This is a genomic window from Enterobacter sp. 148H3 (assembly GCF_034107425.1).
Classification (GTDB): domain Bacteria; phylum Pseudomonadota; class Gammaproteobacteria; order Enterobacterales; family Enterobacteriaceae; genus Enterobacter; species Enterobacter vonholyi.
Genome location: NZ_JAWNEI010000003.1, coordinates 147,440 through 160,743, shown reverse-complemented (window position 1 = coordinate 160,743; position 13,304 = coordinate 147,440). Strand labels below are relative to the sequence as shown.

The window sequence follows — 13,304 nt, the reverse complement described above, 5'->3', positions numbered from 1 at the left end:
TCCTTAGCGAAACACGAGGAAATACATTAAGAACACGTTCACCACCAGCAGGGTTAACGCGGTCGGGATCTGGATCTTGATCACCTGATATTTGTCTTTCAGCTCCAGCAGCGCGGCGGGAACGATATTGAAGTTCGCGGCCATCGGCGTCATCAGCGTGCCGCAGTAGCCCGCGTACATGCCAATCGCCAGCAGCGGCGCCGGGTTGCCGTGATGCACGTTGATGAGAAACGGCAAGGCGATACCGGCACTTAACACCGGGAAGGCCGCAAAGGCATTACCCATGATCATGGTAAACAGCGCCATACCCACGCAGTAAATGACCACCAGCATGAAGCGGCTATCCGGGTTCACAAACAGGCTCACCACCTTCTGCACCGAGTCGCCCGTGTTGGCCACCACGAACACGCCGCCGAGCATGGCCAGCATCTGCGGCAGGATCACCGCCCAGCCGATGGTATCGACAAGACGACGAGACTGACGAACGGCATGCAGCGGCGTGCCTTTGGTCAGCCACCAGCCGGTGAGGATCGCCGCGACGCAGGCCACGCACAGCGCCGCCAGGGTCAGCTGCTTCTGATCGAGCAGAAACACGCCGCCGATCGAAACGCCCTTCAGGAATAACGTGCCCAGCACCGTCACCACCGGGATCATCAGCGCGGGGAGGAACAGCCAGTTTTTAAGCCGCTTTGACGACGCGACGCGCTCCTCCTCGGTCGACATTTTATAGTGCCCTTTCCCGACGAGGCCAAAACCCGCCAGCAGCGCGATAATGATAACGCCGCCGCCGATAATCCGGTAAGCCAGCGATTTCCCCAGCTCCTGGACCATCAGATCGCCAAACAGGAAGATCCCGCCAAACAAGAACCAGAACAGCGCGGTGGTAAAACGCTTCGGATTAGCGCGATCGCGCAGGGTCATCACAACCAGCAGCATCACGACAAAGCCAATCAGGTAATACACTCGGTTAATGGTGATAAGCGTCATCATTGCGCGGCCTCCTGCGTACCCTGCTCTGCACGCCAGGCCATTACGTCGCGGCGGATGCTCGCATCGAGGCGCAGCAGGCGCGTCATATGAATAACTAATGCCGCAATGGCGGTTGGAATGGCCCACAGCCCGATATGCAGCGGTTCAATGCCCTGAATACCATTTTCTTTCAGGAACGCGTCGATCAGCAGCACCGCCCCGAAGGCAATAAAGATATCTTCCCCAAAGAAGACCGCGATGTTGTCGCACGCGGCGGCGTGGGCTTTGATTTTGTCGCGAATGTGTTGCGGCAGCTCGCCATATTCGTTCAGCGCCGCCCCTTCGGCCATCGGCGCCAGCAGCGGGCGCACCGTCTGGGCATGACCGCCCAGCGACATCAGCCCCAGCGCGGCGGTACCTTCACGGGCGACAAAATAGAGCATCAGAATACGCGCCGAGGTGGCGCTGGCGATTTTCGCCACCCAGGTCTGGGCGCGCTCTTTTAGCCCGTAATATTCCAGCAGACCAATCACCGGCAGGATCAGGATGAAGGTGGCCAGCGATCGGCTATTGATGAACTTCTCGCCAAAGGTCTCCAGCAGCATGCCGAAATCCATGCCGACCAGCAGACCCGTCGCCAGCCCCGCCACCACGACCACCAGCAGCGGATTGAAGCGCAGTGCAAAACCAATAACCACGATCGGTATCCCGATCAGCGGCAGCAGCGTAGTACCGTCCATAACGTTTACCCTATCGAAAGTGAGCGTTGCGCGCCGACGGCTATTTTTTTAATTTGCGGCGAGCGATGTTGTGTTTTGTTGGCAGGCTTCGCAAAACCTGCGCTAAAAAGCTATATCTGAACCTCAAAAACATGTAAACAAATTATCAATAAAATGTTCTTATTTTATCGATGAGTTTACATTTCTGGCTAAGGAACGTTATGACCTCAGAAAAGAGTGCTTCACCCGATCGCGACGATATCAACGATGGCCGGATCGTCTCTTCCCGCCATCTGGTATCCGAGCGCTGCGCGGAGTTATCAGAGCTGGAATATGCGCTGATCATGACCAGCAACGCGTTCAACAAATGGATGGTGCGCTGCATGACGGCTGCCGGAGAGCCCGATATGGGCGCCTTTGACGTTTCGCTGCTGCATCACGTGAACCACCGCGACCGCAAGAAAAAGCTGGCCGATATCTGCTTCGTCCTCAACGTGGAAGATACCCACGTCGTGACCTATGCCCTGAAAAAGCTGGTTAAAGCAGGCTACGTGACGAGCGAGAAAGCGGGTAAAGAACTCTTTTTCTCTACCACGGAGGAAGGGAAAGCGCTGTGCATGAAATACCGGGACGTGCGGGAAGCGTGTCTGATTGCGATCCACGCGGAGAGCGGCATTGCCGGGAAGTCGATTGGCGAGACCGCGCAACTGTTACGCACGATCTCATCCCTGTATGACACCGCCGCCCGGGCGGCGGCGTCACTGTAACTAAGGACGGCGGAACAGCGTAATGCTCCGTCCGGCCAGCGCGTACTCTACGGTTTCGGTGATCGCTGTCCCGGTGGCAGCATCATCCGCCGTAGACAGCTCCAGCACCCATCCCCCTTCGCCAAACTGCGGGATCTGGAACGGCACGGTGCCTTCAAAAGGATTGAACAGCATCAGCACGTCGTGCCAGATACCGTCCTCCTGCCTGAGATCCGGCCTGCTGATGGAGACCCCGAGGGTTGAGCCTTCATCCCACTGCTCGGCCTGCTGTGGGCCGCCCCCGGCATTGAACCAGCGGATCTCCAGCCCGTCGCGCCAGCTTTCACGGCGCAGCAGTGGCTGTTGCGCGCGCAAGGTAATTAGACGACGGGTAAACTCGCGCAGCGCAGCGTCGTTTTCGGACAGCCCCTTCCAGTCGATCCATGAGATCTCACTGTCCTGGCAGTACCCATTGTTGTTGCCCTTCTGCGTGCGGCCAAACTCGTCCCCCGCCAGCAGCATCGGCGTGCCGTGGGAAAACAGCAGCGTGGTCAGGAAATTACGTTTCTGCCGCTCCCGGGTAGCAATAATATCCGGGTTCTCGGTTGGCCCTTCCTCGCCGTAGTTGTATGAGCGGTTATCGTTATGCCCGTCGTTATTGTCCTCGCCGTTGTCGGCGTTGTGCTTCTCGTTGTACGACACCAGGTCATTCAGCGTAAAGCCGTCGTGGGCGGTGATAAAGTTGACGCTGGCCCACGGACGACGTCCGCGCAGATCGTACAGATCGCCGGAACCGAGCAGCCGCGCGGCAAAGTCCGTGGAGACATTGTCCCCCTTCCAGTACTCGCGAACGGTGTCGCGGTATTTGTCGTTCCACTCCCCCCAGCCCGGCGGGAAACCGCCGACCTGATACCCGCCGGGGCCGATATCCCAGGGTTCACCAATCAGCTTCAGTCGGGATAACACCGGATCCTGAGTCATGGCGTCGAAGAAACCGCCGCGCGGGTCAAACCCTTCGGGCTCGCGGCCCAGAATCGTCCCGAGGTCGAAGCGAAAACCGTCGATGTGCATCGATTCCGCCCAGTAGCGCAGGGAATCCATCACCATCTGCAGCACGCGCGGATGCGAGGTGTTGACCGTGTTTCCCGTCCCAGTGTCGTTGATGTAATACCGGTGCTGGTCCGGGAGCGTGCGGTAATAGCTGTAGTTATCAATCCCCTTAAACGAGAGCGTCGGGCCAAGCTCGTTCCCTTCCGCCGTGTGGTTGTACACCACGTCAAGAATGACCTCGATGCCCGCGTCATGATAGGCGCGCACCATATCGCGAAAGCCCTGGATCCCCGCCGGGCCGTAGTAGCGCGACGCCGGAGCAAAAAAGCCGAGCGTGTTATAGCCCCAGAAGTTCTTCAGGCCGCGGTCGAGCAGGTGCCGATCGTCCGGAAACCAGTGAACCGGCAGCAGCTCCACCGAGGTAATGCCGAGGCTTTTGATATAGTCGACAGAAGCTTTGTGCCCCATTCCCTCAAACGTGCCCCGCAGCTCGGGCGGAATGGCCGGGTTCATCTGGGTAAACCCTTTCACGTGGCTCTCATAGACAACGGTATGCGGCCAGGGCACGTTCGGCCGGCTGTTGTCCTGCCAGTCAAAGGCGTTCGGGTCGATGACCCTGCATTTCGGCGTAAACGGCGCGCTGTCGCGGGTATCAAAGCTCAAATCCAGCTCGTCATGCCCCAGCTCATAGCCGAAATGGGCGTCGTTCCAGTCGATGTCACCCATCAGTTCGCGAGCGTAAGGGTCGATAAGCAGCTTATGCGGGTTAAAGCGATGACCATTTTCCGGGTCGTAGGGGCCGTAGACGCGATAGCCGTACAGCGCACCCGGCTTCAGATCGGGCACATAGCCGTGCCAGACCTCATGGGTATACTCCGGCAGCTCCAGCCGGGCGATTTCTTTTTTCCCGGACGGGTCAAACAGACAGAGTTCCACCCGTTCAGCGTGAGCGGAGAACAGCGCGAAGTTGACCCCTTTCCCGTCATAATTCGCACCCAACTGCTGGCCATGACCGGCCCGAATTTCAAACGTTGTATCCTTTGCCATTTTCGTTCTCCACGATTATTCGCAGGTAAGCAGAACCAGTACACATCCCTTTTCTGACGTTAAATCCAGCGTCTTTTGCAGAATGCGGCTCTCACCGCTGAACAGATCCCGATAGCGCTTCCCGGCCAGTTCGTCGGGTATCGCTACAGTGGTATTGACCCACAGCTGATGATTATCGGTGATGCCAAAAACCAGACGCGGCACGGCGACAATCAGCGCCTCCTCGTCCTTAACGCGCGCATACACAATCAGGTTCTCCTCGCGGTCGCCGGTGACCTTAAGCGGCAGCCAGTCGCCGTAGCGGAAAAGCGCGTCGTAGTGCGGTCGAAGCCGCAGCAGCGTGGCGGTAACAAACTGCTTAACGCGCCCGTCCCGCCAGCATGCCGGGTTGTCAAACACCGAGGCATCCGCCGCGCTGAGGTTGTGCACCAGCGCGTTGAAATCCGGCTCCCGTCGGTTATCCGGGTCGACGAGGCTAAAGTTAAGCGCCTCGCTGCCCTGATAGATATCCGGCACGCCGGGCGCCGTCAGCTTGATCACCGTCTGGCTGAGGCTGTTCATTAACCCGGCGCGGATAAAGGGCTGCATCGCCTCGCTGAAATCATGCAGGAACGGGGCGTTGTCCGGCGAAAGCAGGTGCCGCGCGTAGCTCAACACCACGCTCTCATAGCTCTCGTTACTGTCGATCCAGTCGGTGCGCTGTTTCGCCTCGCGCAGCGCTTTCTCGAGGAAGCCGAGGAAGCGTTCTTGCAGTGATTTCAGCCCGTCGGCGTCGTCCTGTGACAGCGTGGCGGGCCAGACGCCCGCCAGCGCCTGGTAGATCATCCACGTATCGGCGGCGTTCGGCGCGGTACCGTCATTGAGAAAACGCACCTGGGTCTGGTTCATCTGCCGCCAGCGGGCCAGATTTTCCCCCCAGCGTTCCGGGGCTTCCGTCAGGGTGTAAAGGCGCGCGCGGGCATCCTCCCCGCGCTTGGTATCGTGCGTGGAGGTGCCCAGCAGCGCATCGGGCTGACGGGCCAGACGAATGCGCATCTCCTGGTGGAAGCGGGATAATGAAAACGCGCGCGGCGTCGGGTCGGCGCCCACTTCGTTGAGCGCAAGCTCGAGGTTGTGGCGAAAGAAGAGCGTGTCTTCAACGGACTTCGCCATCAGCGGCCCGGTGAGCTGCTGAAAGCGGGTCCTGAACAGCGCGGCGCTCTCGCGGCAATCTTCCGGCAGATCGCCGGTAAGAATGCGCACGATCAGGCTGAGCGCGGCTTCAGACGTCTCCACGCTGGCAACCACGCGGTTGAGCAGCGCCACGTCCGGCGGGGTTAACCCTTCCCGGGTGCCGTAGGTGCGGTAGACCGGAAACGCAATAAGCAGTTCGCGCAGCGCGTGGCGGATATCCTCGCGCGGCAGCGCAACCTCATTGCGGCGGGCCAGATCCTCAGCAAGGTTTAGCAGCGTGGTGAATTCACCCTCGAAGTTACGGTCGGTCATCAGGCCTTTAGCATCGCGTAGCTCCGCGCGGCGATCGACCGTCACGCCGAGCGTTTCGTCGTGAATTTTCTCCAGACGCCCCAGGCTATCGTCGTCGACCAGCACTTCCGCCAGCGAGGCGATAAACTCGTAGCCGGTGGTGCCGGATACCGGCCAGTCAGCGGGGAGCTGCTCCCCTTTGGCGAGAATCTTTTCGACCGTGATGTAGCAGTCGGGCCCGGCCGCCTGCCGCAGGCGCTGCAGATAGCCCAGCGGATCCGCCAGACCGTCGACATGGTCAATGCGCAGACCATCCACCACGCCCGCGTGGACCAGCTCAAGGATCAGCCGGTGCGTATCGTCGAAGACTGCGTCATCTTCAACCCGAACGCCGACCAGCCCGGTTATCTCAAAGAAGCGCCGCCATGAGAGCTGCTTCGGCGCCTCCCGCCAGGACATCAGCCGCCAGCTTTGCGCGTCGTGCAGTTCGGGTATGCTCTTCTCCTCGCTGTAGGTACCCGGGTTGAGCGGATACTCGGCGTCGTAGTAAACCAGCGCGGCCTTTTCCGTGACAGGGTCACGTTTTAAGGTGATGGCACCCTTCTCCAGCTCCGCCTCAAAGGTATCGCCAAGAAACGGCAGCGTCAGCGGTCGAGACCCGTCGATATCGAAGTAGCGGAAATAGCGGCTCTGCTGGCCGTATTCAATCACGTCCCGCCACCAGAGGTTTTCCAGCGAGGTGGACATATGGTTAGGGACGATATCCAGAATCAGCCCCATGCCGGCCTGCTTAAGCGCCGCCGCCATGCGGTCAAACCCCTCTCGTCCGCCAATCGCGGGGTCGATTTCATTTGGGTTGGTCACGTCATAGCCGTGGGTAGACCCGGTCGTGGCAGTGAATACGGGCGACGCGTAAAGGTGGCTGATGCCGAGGTCCTTCATATACGGCACCAGCGCCACAACGCGGTCGAAGGTCATGCCGTTACGGAACTGAATTCGGTAAGTGGCGGAAGGGATCATAACGATGCTTCTCCATCAGCAAAGCGAACGACAATACCGTTCGGGGGTAAAACGTCAGAGACTTCCGGCCAGGCAAAGCGCGTCTCACCCGCGAGATCGGGCAGCGCGACGGGCTTAATGCCGATATTAAGCGCCAGTGAGAGCGTCCCCGACGGAAAGCGCCAGCACACCGCCACCATGCCGGGCGCGGTCTTGAGCACATGGCCCTCAACGGCACCGCGCGGATGCAGAAGCGGAACGATATGGCGATGGCGCAGCGTCAGCAGGTGGCGCGTGTAGCGCACCCACGTTTTGCCCTCGTCGGTGGCGATTTTGTTCCAGTCGAGCTTTGAGCGAACGAAGGTGTTCACGTCGTTCGGATCCGGGACGGCTTCATCGTGTCCGGCATGGCCGGTAAACTCTTTCGCGCGCCCTTCCCGCACCGCCTTTGCCAGTTCGCCGTGAAAGTCGGTGAAGAACAGGAACGGATGCGTTTCACCAAACTCCTCGCCCATAAACAGCAGCGGGATATGGGGGGAAAGCAGCAGCGCGGCGAGCAGCACCCTCGTTTTATCAGCCCCCGCGAGGGAGATAAGCCGCTCGCCCTGGGCGCGATTGCCTGTCTGATCGTGGTTTTGAATAAAATCGACGAAGAACTGCGGCGGCTGCGTGCGGCACTCCACCCCGCGAGATTCTCCGGTTTGCAGAGACACCTCGCCCTGGTAGACAAACCCTTCCGCCAGCGCCCGGGCGAACTTCTTCTCAGACTCAAAGGCAAAATCCTGGTAATACGCGTGGGTCTCGCCGGTGGCAAACACGTGGGCGGCGTTGTGGAAGTCATCGTTCCACTCGCCGGTAAACAGCGGCGCGTTGCCCTGTTCATCGCGGGGATGCAGGAAAATCACGTTGCGGCTGTCTTCCGTGGTCAGGTGAACGTGACGGTGCGGAATGGCCTCGCGAATTTTTGCGGCAATCTCCTCGAGAACATGGGTGTCCGAGCCGTCCTTAATCTGGTCGATGGCATCAAAGCGCAGCCCGTCCAGGCGGTATTCCGTCAGCCAGTAGAGCGGCGCGTCGGTGATGTACTGCCTGACCGGCTCGCGCTCGTAGGCGATGCCGTTACCCCACGGCGTCATCCGCTGTGCATCAAAAAACGCGGGCGACAGCAGAGGCAGATAGTTTCCTTCGGGCCCAAAGTGGTTGAGCACGATATCCAGCACCACGGAAAGCCCCAGCCCGTGCGCGGCGTCGATAAACGCGTGGAAATCCTCCGGCGTGCCGTACGCTGAGTGTGGGGCATACAGCAGCACGCCGTCATATCCCCAGCCGCGGGAACCGCCAAACTGGGAGACGGGCATCACTTCAAGCTGGGTAATCCCGAGTTCTGCCAGATACGGCAGCTTGTCGATGGCCGACCGGAAGGTGCCCTCCGGAGTGAAGGTGCCGATATGCAGTTCGTAAATGACCGTCTCTTCCCACGGACGCCCTGCCCAGTCGCGGTTGACCGGCTGGTAACGTCGGGGATCGATCACCACCGAGGGGCCGTTAACGTCGCCCTTTTGCGCCCGCGAGGCGGGATCGGGCACCGCCATGCCGTCCTGAAGAACAAACTGATATTCTGCACCGTGCGTGACGCCAGGGACGTCTGCCTGGAACCAGCCGCCGCCTGTTGCCGTCATCGGCACATCGGTGGCGGCAAGACGTAGCGTAAGTTCTTTCTGTCCTTCTGCCCAGACGCGAAAACGTACAACGTCATCGGAAATAAACTCAGCACCCCACTGCTTTTGAAATGTCCTGAATTCCATTCATTGTCCTCGAATGACCCACATTTTACGCGGAACGAAGTACAAGCTTAGTTCAGGATTAAAAGTGCGTGAGCTCAGCGGATTTAACCGCTTCGTCTATTCTTTATGAAATAACTCACTATCGGGAATACTATGCAGATTCGAAAAGGATTAAATACGGACCTCGTCCGTCTTGAATGTTGTGACTTTTCTTTCACCATTAGCCACATTGCGCGAGAGCCGTTTATCCACTGTGATTTGCATATCGAAGCCGTCGCCGAGCCCTGGATAAAAACCTACGAACTCGACATTCAAACCCTTGAAAACCATTGCGTTAATCCGGACGCCATATTTCTTGTGGCGGAAACGGATGACGGTGAATTAGCCGGATTTATTACCGCGTCAATCGGCTGGAATAAGTTTATCTCGGTGGATTACATAGCCGTGGATCGCACGAAACGCAGAACCGGCGCCGCGCAAAAATTGATGGCCGCCGCGCACGTGTGGGCCCGCAGCGTAAACGCGCCGGGATTACGGCTTGAAACACAAAATGTGAACGTCTCTGCCTGTCTGTTTTACCGTAACTACGGGTTCACCCTGGGCGGATACGATCGTTATCTCTACAACGCCCTACCGGAAAAAGACGAGGTCGCCCTGTTCTGGTATTACATGCTGGTCTAGCGGAAACACATTGCCACATCGCGGTCATATTTCTGTCACTGAATTTCATTACGCTTTCGGGATTTTAACCACGGTGTTGAGGAAAGAAGCGTGAATTCAATGGCTAAGGCATTACTGCTGGCATTACCTGTTTTGAGTGCAACGGCAGCGGCGACGGCCGCGGAGCACGACCTGTGTGAACCGAAAGCGTACGAAATGGCGCTGCGCTATCAGCAGAAATCGGCAGAGATTATGGCCCTTCAGCTGCAAACCTATCGGTTTGCCACCGAGCGTTTCAACGAAAAGTTAAAGGATCTGAAAACGCCCGAAAATTACGCCGTGGTAATGGACCTGGATGAAACGGTACTGGATAACACCCCTCTGCTGGTGCGCGACATGGAGCAGTGTCACGACTACACGAAATGGGACACCTGGAGCGACTGGGAGAAACAGGGAAAACCCGGCTTAATTCCGGGGGCGAAAGCGTTTCTTGACCACGTGAATCAAAGCAAGGTCCGCATCTACTACGTTTCGGATCGTATGCAGGAAAACAAAGCCGACACGTTGAAGACGTTAAATGCTCTCGGCCTGCCGCAGGTGTCTGACGAAAGCGTGCTGCTGGATACGGTCAGCAAGGAAGAGCGTCGCCAGAGCATCCTCAAAAAGCAGCAGATCGTGATGCTGTTCGGCGACAGCCTGCCGGACTTCGCAGTGCAGTTTAAAAACAAAAAGCCGAGCGAGCAGCAGCGTGAGCTGGTTGAAGCCAGCGCCGAACACTTCGGCAACGACTGGATTGTGCTGCCTAATGCCGCTTATGGCTCATGGTCCAAAGCCACGCCGGACAGCTGGAACGTACCGCTGAAAAAATAATGTCTACGGGCCGGGAAAGCTATCGCGCGCCTTCCCGGCCCTTCGGTTTCCTATCCATCCCGTTTATAGGTCCTATCATTTCTGGGCAGGTTCTTATAATTTTACGGAGCAGTAAGATGAGCACTTTCAAAGGAGACTCGTATGCTTACCGTGAAAAAACTTGCTCTTTCCACACTGATTTCCAGTTCACTGCTTTTTTACCCTGCGCTCCAGGCCTCGGCGGAGACGCCCCAGCACGTCGTTAAACAACCGGCGGGCGGTTACAGCGTGCAGGTCGGCGACGTTCTGGTCACCTCGTTTACCGACGGGACCGTCGCGCAGGATCTGCACAAGCTGCTGCGCCGGACCACGCCGCAAAACATTGATGCGCTGCTCGCGAAAAACTTTCAGACCAACCCGGCTGAGGTCTCCATCAACGCTTTTCTGATTGCGATACCCGGACATAAAATCCTGGTGGATACCGGCTCGGGCCAGCTCTTTGGCCCTGATACCGGCGGACGTCTGGTTGAAAGCCTCGCCACGCAGGGGATAAAACCCGAAGACATTACTGAAGTCCTGCTGACCCACGCCCACTCCGATCATGCCGGTGGCCTGGTGAAGGATGGAAAAGTGGTGTTCAGCAACGCGCGCGTTTTCGTTGGCAAACCGGATATCGACTTTTTCTTTAATGACGACAACCAGAAGAAAACCGGCTACGGCAAGAACTACTTTGACGTCGCGCAGAAGACCTTAAAACCCTATCTGGATGCGGGAAAAGTGGTGCCGTTTAGCGGCACATCGGAGATTCTACCGGGGCTGACCGGCACGGTTCATCCCGGACACACGCCGGGCTCAGCCTTCTACACGCTGACAAGTAAAGGCGAGAAGATCACCTTTGTCGGCGACATCATTCATGCCGCGGCGGTTCAGTTCCCGCAGCCTGCGGTGACCATCACCTACGATGAAGATCAGAACAAAGCGGCAACCGTTCGCGAGCATGCGTTCGCTGACTTTGTGAAAAACAAGGACCTGGTTGCCGCGCCGCACCTGCCTTTCCCGGGCATCGGCTATGTGACGAAAGGCGAGAAAGGCGGCTATGCCTGGATCCCTGTGACCTATACCAACCGTGACGCCAGCAGCGCGAAATAAGATGACGCCCATCTCTGATATGGACATAGACCTGATCCTGACCCTGGACGCCCTGCTTCAGGACAGGAATATCACCCATGCGGCCGCGCGGCTGGGCATCAGCCAGCCCGCGCTGTCCGCCCGTCTGGCGCGTCTGCGCACGCTGTTTGGCGAACCGCTGTTTATTCCCTCCCCGCATGGACGCGGGGTATTGCCCACGCCGCGAGCGGAAGCGCTCAGGCCGCAGGTGGCAAGCGTGCTGCGCGGCATCAGCGCGATGTTTGCGCCCACCGCGTTTGATGCGCAAACCAGCAGCCGGACCTTTGTTATCGCGCTGCATGAGAATCCGGCGCTGATGCTCGGCACCGGGCTGCTTAACCAGATTAGAACCGATGCCCCCGGTATCCGCCTGCGCTTCGCCCTGCCGGAGATAGCTGACCTGCCGCAGCAGCTGGAAAACGGGGATGTGGATATCTACATTGGCGTGAGCGCAGGAGCCCATGACGGATGGGTGAGGCGCAAACTCCTTGACGACGCGTTTGCCACCGCCCAGCGTAAAGGCCACCCGCGCGGAACGGTTCCGTTAGATCTGGAAAGCTACTGCGCGCTTTCTCATCTGGTGGTGTCGTCGGCGGGAGATTCGTTTACCGGCTATGTCGACCAAACCCTCGCCGGGCTGGGCTACCAGCGACACGTCGCCATGTCCACCCAGAGCTACGCTATGGCGCCTGCACTTATTGCCGGTACGGACCTGGTGTGCACCCTGCCGGAACGGATGCTGAAGCAGTTTGCCAGCACGCTGGATCTATTTGCACCACCGCTGCCGCTCCAGCCGATTACCATCAACATGTACTGGCACCCGAAAAACAGCCAGGATCCGGCGAACGCCTGGCTGCGCGAGCAGCTGCTGCGGGCCGCCGGACGTCAGGTGTGATCGAGCGTTACCAGAAACTTTTTAAGCACCTCTGAGCGAATAATCCGGTGGCAAACCAGGGTGAGTTCGCTCTCCCGCAGCCGGTCGAGGATGTCCACGTAGACGACATTCTCGACGCTCACCGCCTTTGCCGACGCGGGAAGCAGCGCCAGCCCAAATCCCGCCGAAACCAGGCTTATCACCGTGGGCACGTCGGTCGCATTCTGCACGACGTCCGGCTGAAAGCCCGCTCCGCTGCAGGCATCATAGAAGTACTGCTCCAGCCCCATTCCCTCCGGATCGCGCAGGGAGATCCATTTTTCGTCTTTCACCGACGAAAGCGTCAGCGCGGCGGATCCGGCCAGCGGATGCTGACGATACAGCGCCAGCACCGTTTTCTCCGAGGCGAACGGGCGGCTTTGCAGATCGTCCGGCAGCGACGGCAGCGGCGCGCGAATGATGGCCACATCCAGCTGGTTGCTCTGTACGGCGGCGTAGAGCGTCTGCACGTTTCCGGTCATCAGCGACATAGTAATGGCCGGCCAGCGGCTGTGCATCTGGCGAAGCGCGGCGGGCAGCCTGCCGTCAAACATCGCGCTCGACACGCACCCGAGGTTTAACACGCCCTGCTCGCCCCGTGCCGTTTGTCTGGCGTCCAGCACCGCCTGTTCGGTCAGCGAGATGGCGAGCCTGGCCTTTACCAGGAACGCTTCGCCCGCGGGAGTCAGGGTCAAGCGGCGGTTCGCCCGGCTGAAAAGCGTGACGCCTAAACGTTCTTCCAGCGCCTTTATCTGCTGGCTCAGCGCCGGCTGCGCCATGTTCAGACGCTCGGCGGCCCGGTGCATGTGGAGCTCTTCGGCCACGACGATGAAGTGGCGCATCTGACGAAACTGCACGAGACATCTCCCTGTATTGATATAAATTTCATTATCAATTTAACAGTAATGATGCAATTGATGCTATTGGTCATTGCCAT

Annotated in this window: 11 protein-coding genes; 5 read left to right on the top strand and 6 right to left on the bottom strand. The window is 58.7% G+C overall.

Translation table 11 applies throughout. From position 1 onward, the window contains the following. Positions 1-3: 3 nt before the first annotated feature. The gene (locus USH94_RS05240) at positions 4-990 is read right to left on the bottom strand and encodes a DUF979 domain-containing protein (protein WP_111963569.1); all 987 of its coding nucleotides are present in this window, start codon (positions 988-990) and stop codon (positions 4-6) included. Further along, positions 987-1,709, bottom strand: coding sequence for a DUF969 domain-containing protein (locus tag USH94_RS05235; protein WP_111963570.1), 723 nt, complete (start codon positions 1,707-1,709; stop codon positions 987-989). The genes USH94_RS05240 and USH94_RS05235 overlap by 4 nt, the downstream gene beginning before the upstream one ends. Before the next feature lie 200 nt (positions 1,710-1,909). Here USH94_RS05235 and USH94_RS05230 point away from each other — a divergent pair, with 200 nt between their 5' ends. Then, a complete protein-coding gene (locus USH94_RS05230) occupies positions 1,910-2,455 on the top strand; it encodes a winged helix DNA-binding protein (RefSeq protein WP_024908533.1) in 546 nt (181 codons plus the stop codon). Here USH94_RS05230 and glgX read toward each other — a convergent pair whose 3' ends face one another. From glgX to treZ, 3 genes are read right to left on the bottom strand one after another with little or no spacing between them, the layout of a single operon-like run. Then, complete coding sequence (gene glgX / locus USH94_RS05225; RefSeq protein WP_111963571.1) at positions 2,456-4,531, bottom strand: glycogen debranching protein GlgX; 2,076 nt, start codon at positions 4,529-4,531, stop codon at positions 2,456-2,458. Between the two features lie 15 nt (positions 4,532-4,546). After that, positions 4,547-7,015 (bottom strand): malto-oligosyltrehalose synthase, encoded by a 2,469-nt coding sequence (gene treY / locus USH94_RS05220; RefSeq protein ID WP_111963572.1) that lies wholly within the window; start codon positions 7,013-7,015, stop codon positions 4,547-4,549. Beyond that, positions 7,012-8,799 (bottom strand): malto-oligosyltrehalose trehalohydrolase, encoded by a 1,788-nt coding sequence (treZ, locus tag USH94_RS05215; RefSeq protein WP_111963573.1) that lies wholly within the window; start codon positions 8,797-8,799, stop codon positions 7,012-7,014. Before treZ ends, treY begins: the two co-directional genes overlap by 4 nt. A gap of 132 nt (positions 8,800-8,931) precedes the next feature. Here treZ and USH94_RS05210 point away from each other — a divergent pair, with 132 nt between their 5' ends. The 4 genes from USH94_RS05210 to USH94_RS05195 all read left to right on the top strand — a co-directional run bounded on the left by USH94_RS05210 (position 8,932) and on the right by USH94_RS05195 (position 12,349). Continuing rightward, a complete protein-coding gene (locus USH94_RS05210; protein ID WP_111963574.1) occupies positions 8,932-9,459 on the top strand; it encodes a GNAT family N-acetyltransferase in 528 nt (175 codons plus the stop codon). 90 nt (positions 9,460-9,549) lie between these two features. Then, positions 9,550-10,308: a 5'-nucleotidase, lipoprotein e(P4) family gene (locus tag USH94_RS05205; protein ID WP_111963575.1), complete on the top strand. Its 759-nt coding sequence runs from the start codon at positions 9,550-9,552 to the stop codon at positions 10,306-10,308. Between the two features lie 141 nt (positions 10,309-10,449). Further along, complete coding sequence (locus tag USH94_RS05200; RefSeq protein WP_111963576.1) at positions 10,450-11,436, top strand: MBL fold metallo-hydrolase; 987 nt, start codon at positions 10,450-10,452, stop codon at positions 11,434-11,436. A 1-nt stretch (position 11,437) separates the two neighbouring features. Then, positions 11,438-12,349: a LysR family transcriptional regulator gene (locus USH94_RS05195; protein WP_111963577.1), complete on the top strand. Its 912-nt coding sequence runs from the start codon at positions 11,438-11,440 to the stop codon at positions 12,347-12,349. Here the strand turns inward: USH94_RS05195 and USH94_RS05190 are convergent. Next, on the bottom strand, positions 12,340-13,224 hold the full coding sequence (locus USH94_RS05190; protein WP_008501665.1) for a LysR substrate-binding domain-containing protein: 885 nt from the start codon (positions 13,222-13,224) through the stop codon (positions 12,340-12,342). The genes USH94_RS05195 and USH94_RS05190 overlap by 10 nt on opposite strands. Positions 13,225-13,304: the final 80 nt, after the last annotated feature.